Origin of the sequence: Peteryoungia ipomoeae, from assembly GCF_004912165.1 — a bacterium.
GTDB classification, from domain to species: Bacteria; Pseudomonadota; Alphaproteobacteria; order Rhizobiales; family Rhizobiaceae; genus Allorhizobium; species Allorhizobium ipomoeae.
This window is the reverse complement of the sequence record NZ_STGV01000001.1, coordinates 569,205-590,471: the sequence shown is the minus strand read 5'-3', so window position 1 is coordinate 590,471 and position 21,267 is coordinate 569,205. Positions and strand designations below refer to the sequence as shown.

The window sequence follows — 21,267 nt, the reverse complement described above, 5'->3', positions numbered from 1 at the left end:
ACCGCTTGCCGAACAGGCAGCAGTCCCCGCTTAGCCGATTTGCGACAGGATTGGAAAGGTTTGCTGGAACCAGATCGCCATGTCCGAGACATAACCGAAGATGAAGGCAAGGCCGGTAAGCACAAGAAGGCCGCCCATCGCCTTTTCGACAAGGCCGAGGTGGCGACGGAAGCGTGTGAGGAACCGCATGAAGGCACCGGAAAAGCCGGCAGCGATCCAGAAGGGCACGGCAAGCCCAAGCGAATAGATGGCAAGCAGCAATGCCCCTGCCCCTACGGTCTCCTTCGAGGCCGCGACCCCGAGGATCGCCCCGAGGACCGGCCCGATGCAGGGCGTCCAGCCAAAGGCAAAGGCAAGCCCCATGACATAGGCGCCCGAGAGCGTGGCCGGCTTGCCGCCACCGGAAAACCGGTACTCCGACGAAAGCAGCCCCAAGCGAAACACGCCAAGAAAATTCAGGCCCATGATGATGATGATCACGCCACCGATCTTCGACAGGAGATCGAGATGCTGGCGCAACAGGCCGCCAATCGTCGAGGCACCGGCACCCAACGCCACGAAAACCGTGGCAAAACCGAGCGTAAAGACGATGGCCGTCAGAAACACCGTGCGCCGGGCCGCAGCATTTTCCGCCTGACCGCCGCCTCTGAATTCATCAACGGATATGCCGGCCATATAACAGAGATAAGGCGGCACAAGCGGCAGAACGCAGGGCGACAGAAACGACAATGCTCCTGCCAAAAGAGCACTGAAGAATGAAATATCGCCTATCGACACCTGGCACTCCCTGTAGAGATCGGGCCCTTCCTAATCCCGACCTTTACCCCTTGCCAATCACCTTTGCGTAGCCTGCGACAATTGCACTCGCTTTTGCGCTGAAAAATGCATTTTTGCGGTTGACCGGCAGAGGTCACCTGCCTATGTTCCGCGCACTTCCGGCGGCCCTGATTTGGCCGCACCTGGGAGAGCGTAGCTCAGCCGGTAGAGCAACTGACTTTTAATCAGTAGGTCCAGGGTTCGAATCCCTGCGCTCTCACCACCTTGCCGGTGAGATTCTCAAGAACACAGCGATCGTTCAGACCCGCCAGCGACGCGCACAGGTCGCAGTTGGAGTGCACAATCGTCACGGTCGCAAGCCCTCATTAAGCTCTCACGGAAGATCAGATTGCATTTATATCCACAATTCTGATATTCATCAGTTCTGTTAGATGTGGCAGAAGATATGACCGGAACAGTACTCGTAATCGACCCCAGTGAGCGACAGGACATCATCAAAGCGCTCGCCAGCGAGGTCCGCATCTCCATTCTCAAGATACTCCGGTCCGGTGAGGCGAAAAACGTCAACCAGATTGCCGAAGAACTGGCGCTGCCACAGTCGACGGTTTCGGCAAACATCCAGATCCTCGAGAGCATCGGTCTGATCACCACCGAAAGCCAGAAGGCCCGCAAGGGCAGCCAGAAGGTCTGCCGCTCCGCCTTCAAGGAAATCCTCGTCGCCTTCCAGGATAGCGCGGCAGCCCATCGCGATGACATGATCGAGGTGTCGATGCCGCTTGGGCTTTATACCCAGTTTGAGGTAACGGGACCTTGCGGGCTGTGTTCGCGCGACGGCGTGATCGGCCTTCTCGACGTGCCCGACACCTTTCTCGATCCGGACCGGATGAAGGCGGGTCTTCTGTGGTTTACGCAAGGCTTTGTCGAGTATCAGTTCCCCAACAACACCTTGGTGCGCAAGGCAAAGCCGCGGGCGCTCGAATTCTCGATGGAACTCAGCTCAGAGGTTCCCGGCACGGCCGCCGACTGGCCTTCCGACATCTTCCTCCAAGTCAACGGCGTCGATATCGGCATCTGGACCTCGCCTGGTGATTTTGGCGACAAACGCGGCGTCTACACCCCCGACTGGTGGAAACTCAGCGGCTCCCAATACGGCAAGCTGAAGAACTGGCGAATCGGCCAGGATGGCAGCTTCATTGATGGCATAAAGATCTCCGACATCACGCTCGACGACCTCCACCTCGAACAACATCGCTCCATCCGTATGCGGGTTGGCGTCAAACCGGATGCAGAGCATCCCGGCGGCATAAACATCTTCGGTCGCGGCTTCGGCAATTACGATCAGGACATTACGCTGCGCATACAACTTTGACGTTTCACACCTCCACCCCTCTTGACGCCCGCCCCTTTCCGATGGCTATTATATCTGCAACACAGATATAAACCGGAATATCGGATATTGTTCTCTGGGAGGGGACCGATGGAAGCTAAAGTCACCGCGCATGCGCGCTACACGATCGCAGATATCGACAAGCGGCTTTATGGTTCGTTTCTCGAACATCTGGGACGCGCGGTCTATACCGGCATCTACGAACCCGATCATCCGAGCGCAGATGAGAACGGCATGCGCCGCGACGTGATCGAACTGGTGCAATCGCTCGACACGCCCGTTTGCCGCTATCCCGGCGGCAATTTTGTCTCCGCCTACAACTGGGAAGATGGCATCGGCCCGCGCGAGAGCCGCCCCACACGCCTCGACCTCGCCTGGCGCACCGCCGAATCGAATCATGTCGGTGTGCATGAATTTGCCGATTGGGCCAAAGCCGCCGGCACCGACATGATGCTCGCGGTCAATCTCGGCTCCCGCGGCCTCGATGCCGCCCGCAACTTCGTCGAATATGTCAATCATCCCGGCGGCAGCCACTGGTCGGATCTGCGCCGCAAGAACGGCCGCGCCGATCCCTGGAACGTCAAGCTCTGGTGCCTGGGAAACGAGATGGACGGCCCCTGGCAGGTCGGCCACAAGACTGCCTCGGAATATGGCCACCTCGCCAACGAGACCGCCAAGGCCATTCGCGCCTTCGATGACAAGCTGGAACTCGTCGTCTGCGGTTCGTCGCATTCGGACATGCCGACCTATCCGCAATGGGAGGCAACAGTCCTCGATGAGACCTATGACCAGGTCGATTACATCTCGCTGCACATGTATTTCGAGAACTATGAGAAGCGGACCTCGGAATATCTCGCCCTGCCGCAAAAGCTCGACCGTTATATCGGCACGGTTGCTGGCGTCATTGATTACGTGAAGGCCAAGAAGCGCTCGAAGAAAGACGTCAAGATTTCCTTCGACGAGTGGAATGTCTGGTATCACGAGCGCAAGAGCGACGCCAAGCGCATGAAGGAATGGGACTGGCCGCATGCCCCTGTTCTTCTCGAAGACATCTATAACTTCGAAGACGTGCTGCAGGTCGGCTGCATTCTGAACACCTTCATCCGCCGTTCGGATGTGGTGCGCATCGCCTGCATTGCCCAGCTGGTCAATGTCATCGCCCCGATCATGACGGAACCGGGCGGCAAGGCCTGGCGACAGACGATTTACTACCCCTTCCAGCTCGCCTCGCGCAACGGTCGCGGTGTTGCCCTTCATCTGGATGTCGATTGCCCCAGCTACAATGCCGATGTCGCAGCCGATGTCCCCTATCTCGATATCGCCGGCGTCCATGACGCCGATGCCGGAACGGTCACCTTCTTTGCAATCAACCGCCATGGCGAGGAGGCCATGTCGATCGATCTGTCGCTGGAGCGGTTCGGCACCCCGAGATCTGTCGAGCACACCTTGATCAAACATGATGACCTGGAGGCGAAGAATACCCGCGACAATCCGGATGCGGTCAAGCCGGTCAAGGCGGATGGCGCCAGGCTGTCAGGCGAAACGTTGCAGCTGAGCGTACCGCCCTACTCCTATTCGATGATCAAGGTGACGCTCTAGTTTAAAAGCAATTTGCGGCGGGAGGCCGCAAACTTTGGGAGGAGAAGCAGATGTCGAAACTTTACAGCATCGCGAAGGGCGCTGCCGTTGCGGCGACCCTCTTCGCCGGCACGGCGCAAGCCCAGGAGACCGTCACCTGGTGGGATTTCCTGGCAGGCGGCGACGGCGTTCGCATGAAGCAGATGATTTCCGATTTCAACAATGCGCATGAGGGCAAAATCACCATCAATGCGACGACGTTGGAATGGGGAACGCCTTTCTATTCGAAGGTTCAGACCTCCGCTGCCGTCGGCGAAGCGCCAGATGTCATGACCTACCACGCAAGCCGCATTCCCTTGGCCGTCAAGCAGGGCATTCTGCAAGAGATCACGCCTGACGATTGGACGACGATGGGCCTGTCGAAGGACAACTACGCCAGCGCCACCTGGGATGCGGTCTCGATCGACGGCAAGCAGTATGCCGTTCCGCTCGATACCCATCCGATTGTTCTTTACTACAACAAGGACGTCCTCTCGAAAGCCGGCCTCTTGACCGAAGACGGCAAGCCAAAGGGCCTTGAAAGCCGCGAGGCATTTGAGGCGACTTTGAAGGCCTTGAAGGATGCCGGCGTCAAATTTCCGCTCGGATCCGTGACGGCAGACGGCAACTTCATGTTCCGCACCATCTACTCGCTGATGGGCCAGCAGGACGGCGAATTGCTGACCGACGGCGAGTTCCTGGCGGGCGATAACGGCGAAAAGCTGCAGAACGTGCTGACCGTGCTGCAGGGCTGGACCAAGGAGGGGCTGCAATCGACCTATACGGACTATCCCGCCACCGTTGCCCTCTTCACCTCCGGCGAAGCAGCCATGATGATCAACGGCGTCTGGGAAGTGCCGACCATGGTCGACCTCCAAAAAGAGGGCAAACTGTTTGAATGGGGCGCCGTCGAACTGCCGGTCATTTTCGACCATGCCTCGACCTATGCCGACAGCCACGCGTTTGCCATTCCCGCCAACAAGGGCAAGGAGATGAGCCCTGAGAAGCGCGCGGCCGTGCTGGAAGTCATCGCCTGGATCGAGAAGAACTCGCTACTCTGGGCAACCGCCGGCCACATTCCGGCCTATGGCCCGGTCACCGAAAGCGCCGAATACAAGGCGATGGAACCCAACGCCACCTATTCGACACTGACCGCCAACATGATCTTCGATCCGAAAACGCCGCTTGCGGGCGTGGCCGGCCCGATCTTCGATGTGATGTCGACCTATTTCGTGCCGACCTTGAACGGCGAAATGGATCCGGCCGAAGCGGTCGAGGAAATCAAGGCCGAACTCAACGATCTCTGATCGTAAGCGGGCTGCCCATTCCGGCGGCCCGCAACTTTTCCTGTTCGCGCTTGAGAGGTTGCCATGCTCCGCAATACGCGCAGCGAAGCGATTGTCGCCCTGTGTCTGATCGCTCCCTTCCTGATCATTTACGGGTTGGTTTTCATCTATCCGACGATCAACCTGTTCATGGTCAGCCTCACCGATGCGCCGCTGATTGGCGACGGCGCCTATGTGGGGCTTGAAAACTATGCCCGCCTGTGGGGCGAGCGGCGTTTCGAGACAGCTCTCTGGAACACCGCCTACTTCGTCGCCCTCACCGTCATTCCGGGAACCCTAGTGGCATTTGCCATTGCGCTCGGCGTCTCCCGGCTGAAGGGACGGCTGCAGGCGCTGGTTCTGGCGCTGTTCTTCCTGCCCTACATCCTGCCGGTCTCGGTGGTTTACCTGATCTGGGACTGGACGCTCAATTTCCAGTTTGGCATTGCCATGTATCTCTTCGATCTCGTTGGGCTCGCGCGCATTCCCGTCTTCAAGTCCACCACCTGGTTCATGCCGGCCGTTGGCGTCATCACGATCTGGTGGACCTGCGGCTTCTCCGTTCTCCTGTTTCTGGCCGGCCTGCGCGCCATCCCCGCCGAAATCTATGAGGCCGCCGCCCTCGACAATTCCGGTCGTTGGACGACATTTCGCAAGCTGACCTGGCCGCTGATGTGGCCGGTGACAACGTTGGTGGTCACGATCCAGCTCATCTCGCAGCTGAAGATCTTCGACCAGGTCTATCTGTTTTCGACAGGTGGTCGCCCGAACGACAATCTGGTCCTCGTCTACTACGTCTTCCAGCGCGCATTTCAGCTGGACCAGGGCGGACGCGCAGCCGCCGCCGCCGTGGTGTTGTTCGTGATCGTGATCGTCGTTTCCGTTCTCAATTTCCAGCTGAGCCGGCTGAGCAAGGAGGGTCGCGCATGACCGTGACCACCATGAAACGCCTTAATCTCGCCGGTCTCATCCTCACCCTGGCAACCGTCATCCTGGCGGTCCTCTGGGCTTTCCCGCTCTACTGGGGCGTCATATCCTCCCTCAAGCCAGAGGATGAAGTTGTCAGGCCCTATATTGAACTCTGGCCGGAAACGCTGACCTTCACGCATTACCTGTTTGCGCTGACCAACACAGAAATCGGCACCTGGTATCTGAACTCGATCGTCACCGCGCTCGCGATTACGCTCTTCACCGTCGTGTCCTCGATGCTTTGCGGCTATGCGATCTCACAGCTCAACTTCCCGCTCCGCCGCCCGCTCTGGTGGCTGATTCTGGCAAGCTTCATGGTCCCGACCCAGACTTTGATCGTCAATCATTTCGAGCTCGTGGCGGGGCTTGGCCTTCTCAACACCTGGGCAGGCATCGTGCTGCCGCAACTCATCCATCCGGTCATCATCATCGTCTACAAGCAGTTCTTCGACAATGTCCCGAAGGATTACCGCGAGGCCGCCGTGATGGACAACGCATCCGAATGGCGGATCCTGACGCGCGTCTATATGCCGATGAACTGGGGTGTCACCACAGCGCTTGCCATCGTCACCTTCATCTGGTCGTGGAATGCCTTTCTCTGGCCGTTCCTGTCGGTCACAAGGACCGACATGATGACGATCACCGTCGGCATTACCCAGGTCAACGATGCCTTCGGCGTCTATTATGCACGGGAACTGTCTGCCGCCGTCCTGGCCGGTCTGCCCGTCGCCATCGCCTATCTGATCTTCCAGCGTCAGGTGACGGAGGCAATCACCCTGTCCGGCGGCGTCAAGGGATAATTGCCCCAGGTCTGGTGCTGGCAAGTTGATGAGGTGGGAGCAATCCCACCTCACATTCTCTTCCATTTCATTGGATATGGTGCGCGCGGCCCTGCGGATCGAAGAGATGCAGGGCGGTCGGATCAAAGGTGATCGGCACGGCATCACCCGGCGCCACCATCGAGCGCCCCTGATCCTGAGCAATCAACTCCGTGCCATCTTGCAGCGTGCAATAGATCAGCGTCCTTTCGCCGAGCCGCTCCACCACGCCGACCTTTGCCGTCGTGGTCACGGCCTCGCTATTGCCATTGTCGACGATCCGCACCGATTCGGGACGGATGCCAAGCTCATACTGTCCGGGCGACAGTCCCTGAAAGCCGATGCGCATCTGCGTGCCATCATTGAAGCGCGCCTGACCAGGGGTGTCGCCGGAAAGCTCGGCCTTTAGAAAATTCATGCCCGGACTGCCAACAAACCCCGCAACGAAGCGCGTCGCAGGTTTGAGATACACGTCCATCGGCGTGCCGATCTGCTCGATGCGGCATTTGTTGAGCACGACGATCCGATCCGCCAGCGTCATCGCTTCGGTCTGGTCATGCGTCACATAAATCATCGTCGAGCGGATCCGCTGATGCAGTTCGGCAAGCTCCACACGGGTGCGCACCCGAAGCGCTGCATCGAGGTTCGACAGCGGTTCATCGAAGAGAAAGGCCTTGGGCTCCTTGACGATAGCGCGACCGATGGCCACCCGCTGCCGCTGACCACCGGAAAGCTGGGCGGGACGTCGTTCCAGAAGATCCGTCATTTCCAGCATCTGTGCCGCCTGATCGACGCGTGCCGCAATGTCAGCCTCGTTCATGCCGATATTGCGCAGACCGAACGCCATGTTGTCGCGCACGGTCATGTGCGGATAAAGCGCATAATTCTGAAACACCATGGCCACGCCGCGCTGCCCGGGCGCCAATCGCTCGCATGAGACGCCGCCGATTGTCAGGCTGCCACTATCGATCGTCTCCAGCCCGGCAATCATCCGCAACAGCGTCGATTTTCCAGAACCCGAGGGGCCGAGAAATACCATCAGCTCTCCCGAGGCCACCGTCAGCGATATATCCTTGATGACAGTGACACTGCCAAAACTTTTCGATACGTTTTCAAGCCTGATCTCCGCCATCTCATCCTCCCAGATAATAAGAACCATTCTTTCTGGTATATACCGGAAGTCAAGGTATGAATGGCGGCGATGTCCGATCGGCGGCGACGGATTCGCCATGCCTTGCGGGCCGGGCCGGGCAGCCTTGCAACCAGCGGCTTGAGCCGATATGACCAAAAATGTCCCAGTTTGGGAAATATAGACGGCATTCCTTCAAATTTGACTGAAGAAATACAGCGAAGTGGAACAGCTTTCGCCGCATTGTCGTTGCATAGCTCATCGCAGGAGAGTGAACAGATGAGATGGATCTTTGTAGCGCTGATCGCTTCGGTGCTCAGCATTCTGGCGTTCAAATACGCCAACAACTCGCTCGGCGGCGGTGAGCTCATGGCCTCGCCTATGGATGCAGATAAAGCGGGCTGACAAAACCTGCCCGCCCCTCGCGTTGCTTAAGCGTTGCTCGGCGCTTCAGCCAAGAAATGAACGCAACCATTCCGGCGAAAGCTGGCGTTCGAGGTCGCTGGCCACCTCGTCGAGAGCCGCATCAACCCGTCCCGCATAGCTTTGCCCCTCCCCTTCAAGACCGAAGCTCGCCAGAAGTTTCTGCCGGTAGACATCGCTGCCGAAGAGGCCGTGCAGATAAGTGCCCATGATCCGGCCATCCGCGGACAAGGCCCCGTCGGGCCGACCGTCTATAGTAACGGAAGGACGGGCGCAGTCAGGTCCATGCGTTTTTCCCAGATGGATTTCGTAGCCACTTAAGGGGGCGTCATATTCCTCAGAATGCGCTGCGCTGTTGCGCACGGTCTTTTCCGGCGCCATCTCGGTCTCGATGTCGAGCAACCCAAGTCCGTCGACACTGCGGGGCAAACCTTCGAGCCCCAGGCTGTCGGAAACCTTTCGTCCCAGCATCTGGTATCCGCCGCAGATGCCGATGACGCGACCGCCACGCCGGACATGCAAGGCCAGGTCCTTGTCCCAGCCATTGGCGCGGAACTCCTCCAGATCGCCAATTGTTGATTTCGAGCCGGGAAGAATGACCAGACCGGCATCGGCGGGAAGCCGCTCGCCGGCGCGCACATACACAAGTGCAATATCCGGTTCAGCGGCGAGCGGATCGAGATCGTCGAAATTGGCGATCCGCGACAAGACGGGGACCGCGACCTTCAGCGCCGCCTCGCGGTTCTTGACCAGCCGCTCGAGGACGACGCTGTCCTCAGCAGGCAGACGGGCCGCTGCCTTCAGCCACGGCACGACACCGAAGCATTGCCAGCCGGTATAGGATTCGATGGCCTTCAGCCCATCATCGAAGAGGCTGACATCGCCGCGGAACTTGTTGATCAGATAGCCCTGCACCTGCCGGCGATCCTCGTCCAGAAGGATGGCATGCGTGCCGACGATCGAGGCGATCACACCACCACGATCGATATCGCCCACAAGCACCACCGGCACATCGGCGCGTGTCGCAAATCCCATATTGGCGATGTCGCCGGCGCGCAGATTGATTTCCGCGGGCGAGCCCGCCCCTTCGACGATCACAAGGTCTCGCCCCTGCTTCACCGTCGCAAAACTGTCGAGCACAGCCTCAAGCAGCTGCGGCTTCAGGCGCTGATAGTCTCGGCCTTTTGCCTGACCAAACACCCTGCCCTGAACGATGATCTGACTGCCGGTCTCGCTTTGCGGCTTCAAGAGCACCGGATTCATATGCACGGACGATGGCACCCGCGCGGCAAGTGCCTGGAGCCATTGTGCACGCCCGATCTCACCGCCGTCATCGGCAACAGCCGCATTGTTCGACATGTTCTGCGGCTTGAAGGGCGCAACAGCAAGACCCCGGTTGGCGGCAAGCCGGCAAAGCCCTGCGACCAATATCGTCTTACCGACATCAGACCCGGTTCCCTGCAGCATGATGGCTTTCGTCATCGTCTCGACTGTCCTGTTTGCGCATACCAGCAGCCTGGCCATACCGCTTGTTTTAAAGGGCGAATTCGCCAAGACCGGAGCAAATCCTGTCGCTGCGACAGCCTGCCGCGGCGCAAAATCCCACAATGGCTCAAAAGCGACGCGTCATGCCGGAAAATGCGCTGGCGCAGCCACGATGAAAGCAGTATCCCGCCCGCAGATCGGCACAGCAGATCGCCGACACCCCCGAGGAAACACCCATGCTCTACATCCTTGAAAACCGCAAGACCTTGGCCATTGCCTGGAACGGCTACGCCCCGCAGCCCAAGCACCGTGCCTGCTGGGAAGTCCTCAGCCCGCGCCGCCAGACTAAGCCGACCAAAGGCTGACGCTCGACCATCAGGGATGCGTCTGCGAGCACCACATTGCACGCATAACAAGACGTATCCCCGCAGAACTCTCGCTATGGTTTTTGTTTTCCATGGCGTCACTCTTAGATTTTTACAGTTTTTCAGTTTTTTTTCGCGGCAGACATCAAACGTCTCGCGCCGCGAAGTTTGACGCGCCTGGGATAGTTTAGGTCTTTCCGGGAACCGCAGTTTCCCAAGGCTTCTATCCATCACGGGCAGATGCCCGCTCAGTGGGCGAAAGATGCTTTGCCTTGCGTCGAAATGCGGCAAAACGTGTCGCGCAATCTGACATCGTGAACGCCATACGCCGCCCTTGGTGGCCGCAGGCTGTTGCTTTTTCTCTCCATAAACGTAGGCTTAAGCCGCGATACGAGCTCGGCCAGGCACCAGCCTCTCACGACAAGAGCCGGTCGGTTCGGGATGCAATTGTGGCAAACCAGCTCCAACCGCATCCAGCAAACGAGAAACCTTTGGCAATGCGGTCCGCAGTAGCCGTCTTTGCCCCTTCCGTTGAACGCTGCAAGATAAGACTGGGAGGTCTTAAATCCATGAAGAAGCTCCTCGCTTCCACCATCCTCGCAGCCGGCCTTTATGCCGCTGCGGGTTCCGCCCAGGCCGCAGAGTGCGGTGATGTCTCGATCGCCGAAATGAACTGGGCCTCCGCCGGCGTGGCGGCCTATGTCGACAAGATCATTCTTGAAAGCGGCTATGGCTGCAAGGTCACGGTGGTCACCGGCGACACCATGCCGACCTTTGCCTCGATGAATGAAAAGGGCCAGCCCGACATGGCGCCCGAAATGTGGGTCAATGCCGTGCGCACGGCGCTCGATCAGGCAATTGCAGAAGGCCGTCTGATCCAGGCAGCTCCGCTTCTGTCCGATGGCGGCGTTGAAGGTTGGTGGATCCCGAAATTCATCGCCGACGCCAATCCCGACATCAAGACGGTCGAAGATGCCTTGAAGCGCCCCGACCTCTTCCCTGCCCCGGAAGATCCCACTAAGGCAGCCGTGACCAACTGCCCGTCTGGTTGGAACTGCCAAGTGTCGACCGCCAATCTCTACCGCGCCGTCGGCGCCAAGGACAAGGGTTTCGAGCTGGTGGACACCGGTTCGGCTGCCGGCCTTGATGGTTCGATCGCCAACGCCTTTGAAAACAAGAAAGGTTGGCTCGGCTATTACTGGGCTCCGACCGCCATCCTCGGCAAGTACGAAATGGTGAAACTCTCCTTCGGCGTCGAACACGACAAGGCCGCATGGGACGCCTGCACCGCGATCCCGGATTGCCCGGATCCGAAGGTCAATGCCTATCCGGTGTCCGACGTCTTCACTGTCGTCACCAAGGACTTCGCCGAAAAGGCGGGCGTTGCCATGGATTACGTCAAGACCCGCAAGTGGGACAACGGCACGGTTGGCAAGGTTCTCGCCTGGATGGACGAGAACCAGGGCACCAACGAAGACGGCGCACGCCACTTCCTGGAAACCTATCCCGACATGTGGACGACCTGGGTCGCCCCTGAAGTCGCCGAGAAGGTCAAGGCGGCACTTTAATCTGAAAAGATCGGCGGGCTTTAGCCCGCCGATTGGTCTCTGGCGTGTCATGCGCGCCAGATGTGTTTCGGCGGATCGACGGCACCCGACGTCGCATCCGGTATCCATCTCGGCCCGGAACTCAGCTAGCTTTGAAGCAACCTGAGCCGCGCAGCGTGAACGAACGGCAGTGAATGCCGCATCCTGGACGCCGTCCTAGAGCGAGGGGTCATTAAGGGGAAGACTTATGGCATCAATATTATGCAACTACCTGCCGGAACTGCTCTGCAAGTTTCCAGAAATCGATGATACCGCGATGCGAATTGCGCGGAAATCGATTGACGACAGTTTCAAAGGATTTGTGCGCTCCTACGGAAATGTCATCGACGCGCTCACCAATCCTCTGCAACTGTTCCTGAATTGGCTTGAAACCCTTTTTGTCAACGCACCCTGGTTCATTTTCCTGCTGGTTATGGTCGCAATTGTTTATGCGACGAGCCGCAATCTCCGCATCGTCGCCATCACCGTTATTGGAATGTTGTTCATCGGTTTTGTCGGACTTTGGGAAGACACCATGGTGACACTTGCCATCGTCACCGTATCGACCCTGCTTGCCATCGTCATTGGCATCCCGATCGGCATCCTCATGGCGCGATCTGACCGCGCCCAGGCATTCTTCAACCCGATCCTCGACGTCATGCAGACCATGCCGAGCTTCGTCTACCTTATCCCTGTTGTCATGGTCTTTGGCATCGGCAAGGTACCGGGCGTCATCGCCGTCGTGATCTACGCTGTGCCGCCGATGATCCGGCTCACCAATCTCGGCATTCGCTTGGTTGACCGTGAGGTCCTGGAAGCAGCCGATGCGTTCGGCTCCTCGCCCCGGCAGAAACTGATGAATGTCCAGATCCCGTTGGCGCTGCCAACGGTCATGGCCGGCATCAACCAGACCATCATGATGTCACTCGCCATGGTCGTCGTCGCCTCGATGATCGGTGTCGGCGGTCTGGGCAAGAACGTCCTTCAGGCCATTTCCAACCAGTTCCTGACCATCGGCTTCCTCAACGGCTTTGCGCTGGTTGCCATCGCCATCATCTTCGACCGCGCCAGCCAGGCTTACGGCAAGCGCCTTCAGCGCCACACGGAGGTGGTCCATGGCTAGTCACGGCATTGAAATCCGCAATCTCTACAAGATCTTCGGCCCCAATGGCCGTGACTACATCGATGCCGTCAAGGGCGGCATTTCCAAGTCGGAACTGAACGAGACCCATGGCCACGTGCTTGGCCTGAAGGACATCAACATCTCCATGCCGGCAGGCGGCATCACGGTCGTCATGGGTCTCTCGGGGTCTGGCAAGTCGACCCTGATCCGCCATATCAACCGGCTGATCGATCCGACCTCGGGCGAGGTTGTCTATGACGGCGTCGATGTCTGTCAGATGTCGGAAAGCGAACTGCGCGAATTCCGCCGTCACAAGACGGCGATGGTCTTCCAGAAGTTCGCGCTTCTGCCGCATCGCACGGTGCTCGAAAACACCGTCTACGGCCTTGATATCCAGGGCATTCCACGCTCGAAGAGCGAGGAGATCGGCCGGCGCTGGATCGACCGCGTCGGGCTTACCGGTTTCGAGCAGCACTATCCGAACCAGTTGTCGGGCGGCATGCAGCAGCGCGTCGGCCTCGCCCGCGCGCTGTCGAATGATGCCGACATTCTTCTGATGGACGAAGCCTATTCGGCGCTCGATCCGCTGATCCGTGTCGACATGCAGACCGTCCTCCTCGATCTCCAGCAGGAGTTGAAGAAGACCGTTGTCTTCATCACCCACGACCTCGATGAAGCCCTGCGGCTCGGCGACAAGATCGCCATTCTGCGCGACGGCGAAGTCATTCAGCAGGGCAGCGGTCAGGATATCGTCCTCAATCCGGCCGATGATTACATCAGCGCCTTCGTCAAGGAGGTCAATCGCGGCCGCGTCATCCGGGTCGATACGATCATGTCGCCCATGCCGGGGGCGACCGAGACCCTGCTTCTGCCTAAGGCAACCGTTCTGGAAACTGCGGCCCGCCAGATGACCGAAGCCGGGCTTCAATCTGCAAGCGTCGTCGACGACGCCGGCAAGCCGATTGGTCGGATCGATCTGCAGCAGATCATCGCGGCCATGGTCACGCCACGCAGTCACGAGGACACGCAGATCGCCGCTGAGTGAGGCTGCACGACACCTTCGGCAACCGGCCCCGCATGGGGCCGTTTGCTTTTCGACATTGAAGTCATATAAAGAACTCTTTATATCATAGAGACACGCGCAAGGACGATACCATGGCCACTCTTTCCAACCCGCTTTCGGATCTTCTCGCCGAGAAGGGCGTGCTGCTGGCCGATGGCGCCACCGGCACCAACCTGTTCTCCCAAGGCCTTGAGGCCGGCGAAGCGCCCGAACTGTGGAACGAGGCGCAGCCGGAAAAGATCGTCAAGCTGCATCAGGACTTCGTCGATGCCGGCGCCGACATCATTCTCACCAATTCCTTCGGCGGCACGCGCCATCGCCTGAAACTGCACCAGGCCGAGAACCGCGTGCACGAACTGAACAGGAAGGCCGCCGAGATCGCCCGCTCCGTTGCCGACAAGGCACCGCGCAAGGTTATCGTTGCCGGTTCCGTCGGCCCGACGGGCGAACTTCTGGTGCCGCTCGGCGCCATGACCTATGAGGATGCGGTTGCCGCCTTCGTCGAACAGATGGAGGGCCTGAAGGCCGGCGGCGTCGACGTGGCCTGGATCGAGACCATGTCTTCGCCCGACGAAATAAGGGCCGCGGCAGAAGCCGCCGTCAAGGTCGGCCTCCCCTACACATTCACCGGCTCTTTCGACACCGCCGGCAAGACCATGATGGGTCTCGACCCGAAGGACATCCACGGCGTTGCCGGAGACATCGGCTCCGGCCCGCTCGCCGTCGGCGCCAATTGCGGCGTCGGCGCCTCGGATATTCTTTCAAGCCTGCTCGACATGACGGGCGCAAACCCGGACGCGACCGTCATCGTCAAAGGCAATTGCGGCATTCCAGAATTCCGCGGCACGGAAATCTTCTATTCCGGCACCCCGCCACTGATGGCCGATTATGCCCGCCTCGCCCGTGACGCAGGCGCCAAAATCATCGGCGGCTGCTGCGGCACCTCCTGCGACCACCTCGCGGCCATGCGCCGGGCCCTCGACGACTATACCCCCGGTCCCCGCCCGACCATTGAGACCATTGTCGAGCAAATCGGACCGCTGCGCAACAAGACGGCAGCCGAATCCGGCGCTCAGGATGGCGGCCGCCGCACGCGCCGTCGCGGCTAAGCCGCTCAAACGACAGGCATCAAAGGTGAGACGCGAGCGACGGCGCCCTGTGGGCGCCGTTTTCACATCATGCAAAATGATGGCGTGCTAAAACACCAGCCTGGAGCAAACTTGCGATGCTCTAGGATGAGGCTGGCACGGCAGCAATGACTGACTTTGTGTGCCGACATCTGTGCCTATAGGGAGTGAGTTCCATGTCCGTTTTCCCCGATCGCGACACCGTCGCTGACAAGATCGCAGCACTCCAGGATGCCGACCAGGCATTCCTGCGACTGTTGTTCGATACACCAAGCCAGGACGATGCGCTCCTCGAAGGATTGTATCTTTACCTGGAGACGGCGTCCGCCGCGCCCTTCCTCAACTCACTGAAGCTGGAGCGCACCGGTGAGTGGATTGGAAACGAAGCCCCGGCCCGACTGCAGATTCGCCTTATGGAAGCGGCCCGCTCCAGCCAGCATCCGGCCTTTGCCGCTTTTCGCAGCGGCCTCTCCCGCTCCGGCGGCCTGGAACGGGCCTATCCCAAGGCGGCTGTCTAAACGCCAAGCACCCAGGCAAGGGCCGAAGCGCACCCGCTTTGGCCCGTCACACCTCACCTTACGTCACCTCGCATCCCGTTGCGGGATCGGAATGCTGACAGACAGGATCGGCCCCATTGGGAATAGCCGGTCGCGCCGGTTTGAAGCCGCGTCAAACAGGCTTGACACCGTACCGTCAAGATAAAGCGCATTGGCGCATCCCAGCCGATCGCGAAAGAGCTTTGCGAAAGCATAGAACTGCACCGGCTGCCTGGAGATGACCAGGTAGACCGCGCCGTCCTTGTCCACCCCGACGCCATTGCGGATCTTGTAGCTGTCGCTATCCGGCAGGAAGCGCGGGTGAAGCTTGCCATTGATAACCAGCATCGGACCCGATTGGGTGGCAAAATCCGCCCCCTTGCCGGCAGCCAGATACGCCTTCGTTTCCGTCACTGCGGCCTTGCCATCACGCATCGAAAAGATCCCGTTCGGCAACAGGTGAAAATTGCCATAACCGCCAACGGTCACCGCCGATTTGATCTCCACCCCATGTTCGACATGGTAGCCGACCGGCTGCCGGTCGGCGTGATACATGCCGCCATTCATCGCAATCAGCAGCACCCGCCGCTCGGCCCAAAGCTGGCGACGCAAGCCGTCAAAGCCGCCATAGACCCCGCCGTCCGGCCCGGCCAGATGGACGCGAATCGCGGCGTCAACCGGGTTGATTCGGCATACCGTATAGGCCTCTGCGTTCTCCTGGACGGTCTCGCAACCCGGTGGGAATTGCGCCACCGCCTGCGGCGCTCCAAAAAGTCCTAGACCAAAAATGAGGGCGAAAATGCCGGTGATGTGGCGCAAGCGTAACAAGCCTCTCTCAATCGGCGCCAAGGGTCCGCTCCATTAACAAATCCTGCACCGTATTAACCTTTCATTAACCATGACCCTCAATCATCGATCACGCGGCCGATGACCAGCGTCGCATCTCACACCAGCGATGACCTGCTTCGGCTCTCAATTCCAGGGGGAAAATTCATGCCAGTTCTGACATTTGCCAATACCAAGGGCGGTGCCGGCAAGACCACAGCTGCCCTCGTGCTCGCCTCTGAACTCTCTGCCCGCGGCATCCGGGTCACGATGCTCGACGCCGATCCGAGCGGCTGGCTCACCCGCTGGTACCAGAAGCAGGCTGTGACACCCTTCCTCACGGTCCAGCCCGTATGCGACGAGACGATCGAAGAAACCACGGTCAAGGCGAAGAAGGCCGGCGGTTATGTGCTGATCGACCTGCCCTCCTCCGGCGAGACGGTTCTTGCCCGCGCCGTGGCGCTGGCCGATCGCGTTCTCGTGCCGGTCCAGGGCTGCGCCATGGATGCCCAGGGCGGCGCCGAGGTTCTTGATCTCCTGAACGAGCTCGACACCCGCTGCAACGTCAAGATCGCGCATTCGGTTGTCCTGACCCGTGTCAACGCGGCTGTCACAACCCGCGCGCTGCACGCCGCCAAGGATTTCCTGAGCGCCCGTGGCATCGAGACAATGACGACCCCCATCACCGAACGCGCCGCCTATCGTGACGTCTTCGACAAGGGCGGCCTGATCCACGATCTCGATCCGCTGGAAGTCTCCAACCTGTCGCGCGCCCTCGACAACGCCTCGCGCTTTGCCGATGAAGTCCTGGACCTCGTGCCGCAGCGCGCGCTTCTGCGCCGCCCGTCAGCCGCCGTGCCCCTCCGTCCCGCCGCCTGACAGCCTCACCCCCTGCCGGCGTTCCGTAACCCAACGGAGCGCCTTGCCGATGACGGGCCGGCACGCAGCGCGACGTGTCTCCTGCCTTTGTCATCGCGGCAGCCACAGGGCTTCCATATGGAAGCGCAATTGCGTCGCAGACGGCCTGTAGGCCGCGCCCACCGGGCAGGCATTGCGCGCCTCGCAACCGCCGCCCATGCACCCTTTCCCCTCGCCGAGCCCCGCCAGATGCTTGCGGCACGCCGCGACATTGAACCTGTCGCTATCGACAGCATTCACCGGGCAGGCAGACAGACACGGCTTGTCGATACAGTCAGCACAAGGCGACGGCTGCGACGCCGACGCCGCGGGTTTCGACAGCGCCATCAAGTTCAGGCCGAACCGAAGCGCATCTGCCTCGGTGAAACCAAGCGCACCGCGATAGCTATGCCACAATCCGTATACAGGGTGGATCAGCATTCCAAGCGGCGACGCCTGCAGCCCCTCGGCGCGAGTCGCCCATTGCTGGAACGGCTGGTAGGGCACGGCAAAGGGAAAGAATGCGCAAAGACCGGCTCGTGCAGCCAGTCCACCAATCACGCTGGTCGACCATTGATCCAGCGGGTCAGCGCCACCTCTATCCGGTTGTTTCGCCTGCCACGCTGAAAACGGGTCCCACAGGCTACCGCCAATGGGCCCGATCAGCAGCACGGTGCGTACATCTCGACCAACATCGATCGCTGGCGCGGCATCGCCCTCTGCGAAGACCACCCAGCCGCGAAACTGCAGCCCCTGCGCTTCGATCTCATGGCGCAGATCTTCGATGGATGACAAAGGGCCGCTCATCGCGGCCCCTCGAACTTGTAATGCGGTCGCCAGACTTCGGTCTGGATCATGTCGGCGACCCGTTCCGCTCCGCCTTGCTCCCTGGCCACGGGACCCTTTCAGGTGAAGGCGTCAGGCATCGAGTCCTTCCGGCCCGCGATGAAGGCGAGAAGCGCCTCGTCGATGGCCGGGTCAAGCGCCGGTGCCTCATAGGCATCGAGCCAGGAACGGCAGAGCGCATTGGCGCGATCCTCGATCCGCTTGCGACCTTCGACCTCCCACTGCTCGAAGGAATTGTTGTCGGCGAGCGGCGAGCGGTAGAAGGCCGTCTGGAAATTGGCCTGGGTGTGGGCGCAGCCGAGATAGTGGGCACCGGGGCCGACTTCGCGGATCGCGTCCATTGCCTGGCCATCGGCCGAAAGATCGACACCCTGGGCAAGCTTCTGCATCATGCCGAGCTGATCCTGGTCGATCATGAACTTCTCGTAGCAGGCGGCAAGCCCGCCCTCGAGCCAGCCCGCGGCATGCAGCACGAAGTTCGCACCGGCAAGCAGGGTCATGTTCAGCGTATTGGCACTTTCATGCGCGGCCTGGGCATCCGGCACCTTGGAGGCGCAGAGCGAGCCACCGGTACGGAAGGGCAGTCCCATGCGACGGGCAAGCTGGGCCGCGCCATAGGAGACAAGCGCAGGCTCCGGCGTGCCGAAGGTCGGCGCGCCCGACTGCATCGAGATGGATGCCGCAAAGGTGCCGAACAGCACCGGCGCACCCTTGCGGATCAGCTGGGTAAAGGAAGCCCCCGCGAGAACCTCAGCCAGGATCTGCGTCAGCGTGCCGGCAACCGTGACCGGGCTCATCGCGCCGGACAGGATGAAGGGCGACACGACGGATGCCTGATTGTGGCGGGCATAGACCTTGGCCGCGCCGAGCATGGTTTCGTCGAACACCATCGGCGAGTTGGCGTTGATCAGGTTCAGCATGACGCAGTTGTTTTCGACGAAGTCGTCACCGAAGACGAGCTTGGCCATGGCAACCGAATCTTCCGCGCGCTCGGGCGCCGTCACCGATCCCATGAAGGGTTTGTCGGAATATTTGATATGGCTGTAGACCATATCGAGGTGACGCTTGTTGACGGGAATGTCGACCGGTTCGCAAACCGTGCCGCCGGACGAATGGATCGACGGCGCCATATAGGCAAGCTTCACGAAGTTGCGGAAATCCTCGAGCGTCGCATAGCGCCTGTTGCCATCGAGGTCGCGCACGAAGGGCGAGCCGTAGACCGGCGCAAAAACCGTGGCCTTGCCGCCGATCTGCACGCTGCGCTCCGGGTTGCGCGCATGCCAGGTGAATTCGGAAGGGGCGGTCTTCAGCAGTTCGCGGCAAAGCCCCTTGGGGAAATGTACCCGCTGCCCACGCACATCGGCGCCCGCTTCTTTCCAGAGCTCCAGCGCCTCGGCGTCGTCGCGGAACTCGATGCCGATCTCTTCAAGCACCGTGTCGGCATTGGCCTCGATCAGCGACAGGCCTTCTTCGTCCAGCACCTCATAGGTGTTGATCTTGCGGGTGATGTACGGCATCGACGGTCCGGCACCAGCGCCGCTGCGCGATGCGCGCCGTGCGGCAGCACCGCGTCCTTCTCCTCGCGTACGGCGGCCTGCGCCCTGATCTGCCGGTGTCTCATCCATGGTCTGTTTCCTCGCTCAAGCGCTGATCCGCGCTGTTCTCTTCCACCATTATGCTATTCCAATCCATCAGCGAAATCATTCTCTATGCGCCAACCGCTTGCGTTCCACAGACATCGTGTTTTGCTCCACTGGTCTGTCACCGTCGCTTTTCACCTTTGCGACGTCGCTATCGAAAAGAGTTTTTCGCCACGTTGCGGTTTTACTCATCGTCAGGCAGTCTCATGCCGGTTCGCGATTTGAATCGCGAAAGAAAATCCTAGCGGGAAGCACCACCATGGCCGATGACGACATCATTCTTTCCGAACTCTCCGACGAAGAGCTCGTGCAGCAGATGCACGACGACCTCTATGACGGCCTGAAGGAAGAAATCGAGGAAGCGACGCAGATCCTTCTCGACCGCGGCTGGGCACCCTATGACGTGCTGACACAGGCGCTTGTCGAAGGCATGCGCATCGTCGGCATCGACTTCCGCGACGGCATCCTCTTCGTGCCGGAAGTTCTGCTCTCCGCCAATGCAATGAAGGCCGGCATGACGATCCTGCGGCCCTTGCTCGCGGCAACTGGCGCACCGAAGCAGGGCAAGATGGTCATCGGCACCGTCAAGGGCGACATCCACGACATCGGCAAGAACCTCGTCGGCATGATGATGGAAGGGGCTGGCTTCGACGTCGTCGACATCGGCATCAACAATCCGGTTGAGAACTATCTGGAAGCCATGGAACGCGAGAAGCCCGATATTCTCGGCATGTCGGCGCTGCTGACCACCACAATGCCCTATATGAAGGTCGTTATCGACACGATGAAGGAAAAGGGCATCCGCGACGATTACGTCGTGCTCGTCGGCGGAGCGCCGCTCAACGAGGAATTCGGCAAGGCTGTCGGCGCCGATGCCTATTGTCGCGATGCGGCCGTCGCCGTCGAAACCGCCAAGGATTTCATCGCCCGCAAGCACAACAGCATGGGCGCCCGCGCCTGACGCCTGCTCGATTGAGCGGTGACGAAAAAGCCGGCCTTGCGGCCGGCTTTCAAGCAACTGGGGGAGATCCGGTTGACGGTCAGAATTGCTGATAGGCGAGATGGCCCATGGCAAAAACGACGACCGTCATCATGTAGATGGCACTGATCTTGGCGATGTGTTCGAGCGTCATGCTCTTATCCCCCTGTTGAAACCTCTTTTTGCCTTAGCGCGCAGCTGCGCCTTCGACGGTCCGGCCAGCGTCCTGCGTGGCGTTCACGGTGTTGGCCGCATCCTGGCCGACACCGCGGATGGTGTTGCCGCAAGAAGCAAGAGCAAGAACGGTCAATACGAGTGCTGCGCCGGTGGTCAGTTTTTTCGCCATCATG

21 protein-coding genes and 1 tRNA gene are annotated in these 21,267 nt (G+C 60.0%); 15 read left to right on the top strand and 7 right to left on the bottom strand.

All coding sequences use genetic code 11. The features are described 5' to 3' along the window. Positions 1–30 precede the first annotated feature (30 nt). Positions 31–777, bottom strand: coding sequence for a cytochrome c biogenesis CcdA family protein (locus tag FAA97_RS02815; protein ID WP_136597000.1), 747 nt, complete (start codon positions 775–777; stop codon positions 31–33). Positions 778–963: 186 nt separating this feature from the next. On the opposite strand from FAA97_RS02815, the gene FAA97_RS02810 reads away from it, so the two are divergent. The 6 genes from FAA97_RS02810 (at position 964) to FAA97_RS02785 (ending at position 6,875) form a co-directional block, all read left to right on the top strand. Beyond that, positions 964–1,039: transfer RNA gene (locus tag FAA97_RS02810), tRNA-Lys, on the top strand. Positions 1,040–1,222: 183 nt separating this feature from the next. Beyond that, positions 1,223–2,146, top strand: a complete 924-nt coding sequence (locus FAA97_RS02805; RefSeq protein ID WP_136596999.1) for an ArsR/SmtB family transcription factor — start codon at positions 1,223–1,225, stop codon at positions 2,144–2,146. Between the two features lie 108 nt (positions 2,147–2,254). Then, positions 2,255–3,763 (top strand): arabinosylfuranosidase ArfA, encoded by a 1,509-nt coding sequence (gene arfA / locus FAA97_RS02800; protein WP_136596998.1) that lies wholly within the window; start codon positions 2,255–2,257, stop codon positions 3,761–3,763. 50 nt (positions 3,764–3,813) lie between these two features. After that, positions 3,814–5,088 (top strand): extracellular solute-binding protein, encoded by a 1,275-nt coding sequence (locus tag FAA97_RS02795; protein ID WP_136596997.1) that lies wholly within the window; start codon positions 3,814–3,816, stop codon positions 5,086–5,088. 63 nt (positions 5,089–5,151) lie between these two features. Continuing rightward, on the top strand, positions 5,152–6,036 hold the full coding sequence (locus tag FAA97_RS02790) for a carbohydrate ABC transporter permease (protein WP_136596996.1): 885 nt from the start codon (positions 5,152–5,154) through the stop codon (positions 6,034–6,036). Then, positions 6,033–6,875 (top strand): carbohydrate ABC transporter permease, encoded by an 843-nt coding sequence (locus FAA97_RS02785; protein WP_136596995.1) that lies wholly within the window; start codon positions 6,033–6,035, stop codon positions 6,873–6,875. Before FAA97_RS02790 ends, FAA97_RS02785 begins: the two co-directional genes overlap by 4 nt. Before the next feature lie 67 nt (positions 6,876–6,942). Here FAA97_RS02785 and FAA97_RS02780 read toward each other — a convergent pair whose 3' ends face one another. After that, complete coding sequence (locus FAA97_RS02780; RefSeq protein ID WP_136596994.1) at positions 6,943–8,025, bottom strand: ABC transporter ATP-binding protein; 1,083 nt, start codon at positions 8,023–8,025, stop codon at positions 6,943–6,945. Between the two features lie 60 nt (positions 8,026–8,085). Between FAA97_RS02780 and FAA97_RS02775 the strand changes: the two genes are divergently transcribed. Further along, positions 8,086–8,427, top strand: coding sequence for a hypothetical protein (locus FAA97_RS02775; protein WP_136596993.1), 342 nt, complete (start codon positions 8,086–8,088; stop codon positions 8,425–8,427). A 45-nt stretch (positions 8,428–8,472) separates the two neighbouring features. Here the strand turns inward: FAA97_RS02775 and FAA97_RS02770 are convergent, their stop codons facing one another. Then, positions 8,473–9,927, bottom strand: coding sequence for a cobyric acid synthase (locus tag FAA97_RS02770; protein ID WP_136596992.1), 1,455 nt, complete (start codon positions 9,925–9,927; stop codon positions 8,473–8,475). A 239-nt stretch (positions 9,928–10,166) separates the two neighbouring features. On the opposite strand from FAA97_RS02770, the gene FAA97_RS21360 reads away from it, so the two are divergent. The 6 genes from FAA97_RS21360 (at position 10,167) to FAA97_RS02745 (ending at position 15,712) form a co-directional block, all read left to right on the top strand. Then, the gene (locus FAA97_RS21360; RefSeq protein WP_281281295.1) at positions 10,167–10,295 is read left to right on the top strand and encodes a hypothetical protein; all 129 of its coding nucleotides are present in this window, start codon (positions 10,167–10,169) and stop codon (positions 10,293–10,295) included. A gap of 569 nt (positions 10,296–10,864) precedes the next feature. Continuing rightward, complete coding sequence (locus FAA97_RS02765; RefSeq protein WP_136596991.1) at positions 10,865–11,863, top strand: ABC transporter substrate-binding protein; 999 nt, start codon at positions 10,865–10,867, stop codon at positions 11,861–11,863. A 226-nt stretch (positions 11,864–12,089) separates the two neighbouring features. Then, complete coding sequence (locus FAA97_RS02760) at positions 12,090–13,004, top strand: ABC transporter permease (protein ID WP_136596990.1); 915 nt, start codon at positions 12,090–12,092, stop codon at positions 13,002–13,004. Continuing rightward, positions 12,997–14,049: a quaternary amine ABC transporter ATP-binding protein gene (locus FAA97_RS02755; protein WP_136596989.1), complete on the top strand. Its 1,053-nt coding sequence runs from the start codon at positions 12,997–12,999 to the stop codon at positions 14,047–14,049. Before FAA97_RS02760 ends, FAA97_RS02755 begins: the two co-directional genes overlap by 8 nt. A 110-nt stretch (positions 14,050–14,159) precedes the next feature. Further along, positions 14,160–15,176: a betaine--homocysteine S-methyltransferase gene (bmt, locus tag FAA97_RS02750; RefSeq protein WP_136596988.1), complete on the top strand. Its 1,017-nt coding sequence runs from the start codon at positions 14,160–14,162 to the stop codon at positions 15,174–15,176. A gap of 194 nt (positions 15,177–15,370) precedes the next feature. After that, the gene (locus FAA97_RS02745; protein WP_136596987.1) at positions 15,371–15,712 is read left to right on the top strand and encodes a hypothetical protein; all 342 of its coding nucleotides are present in this window, start codon (positions 15,371–15,373) and stop codon (positions 15,710–15,712) included. A 63-nt stretch (positions 15,713–15,775) separates the two neighbouring features. Here the strand turns inward: FAA97_RS02745 and FAA97_RS02740 are convergent, their stop codons facing one another. Next, positions 15,776–16,558: a phosphodiester glycosidase family protein gene (locus tag FAA97_RS02740; protein WP_246041322.1), complete on the bottom strand. Its 783-nt coding sequence runs from the start codon at positions 16,556–16,558 to the stop codon at positions 15,776–15,778. A gap of 165 nt (positions 16,559–16,723) precedes the next feature. Between FAA97_RS02740 and FAA97_RS02735 the strand changes: the two genes are divergently transcribed. Further along, the gene (locus tag FAA97_RS02735; protein ID WP_136596986.1) at positions 16,724–17,434 is read left to right on the top strand and encodes a ParA family protein; all 711 of its coding nucleotides are present in this window, start codon (positions 16,724–16,726) and stop codon (positions 17,432–17,434) included. A 90-nt stretch (positions 17,435–17,524) separates the two neighbouring features. On the opposite strand, the gene FAA97_RS02730 is transcribed toward FAA97_RS02735, so the two are convergent. Further along, entirely contained in the window at positions 17,525–18,259 is a 735-nt protein-coding gene (locus tag FAA97_RS02730) for a 4Fe-4S dicluster domain-containing protein (protein ID WP_136596985.1), read from the bottom strand. A 98-nt stretch (positions 18,260–18,357) separates the two neighbouring features. Then, a complete protein-coding gene (locus tag FAA97_RS02725; protein ID WP_136596984.1) occupies positions 18,358–19,923 on the bottom strand; it encodes a trimethylamine methyltransferase family protein in 1,566 nt (521 codons plus the stop codon). Positions 19,924–20,197: 274 nt separating this feature from the next. Here FAA97_RS02725 and FAA97_RS02720 point away from each other — a divergent pair, with 274 nt between their 5' ends. Further along, positions 20,198–20,899, top strand: a complete 702-nt coding sequence (locus FAA97_RS02720; RefSeq protein WP_136596983.1) for a corrinoid protein — start codon at positions 20,198–20,200, stop codon at positions 20,897–20,899. 205 nt (positions 20,900–21,104) lie between these two features. Here FAA97_RS02720 and FAA97_RS02715 read toward each other — a convergent pair whose 3' ends face one another. After that, positions 21,105–21,266 carry an entericidin domain-containing protein gene (locus FAA97_RS02715; protein WP_136596982.1) on the bottom strand — a complete coding sequence of 54 codons (162 nt, stop codon included), beginning with the start codon at positions 21,264–21,266 and terminating at the stop codon, positions 21,105–21,107. Between the last annotated feature and the right edge of the window lies 1 nt (position 21,267).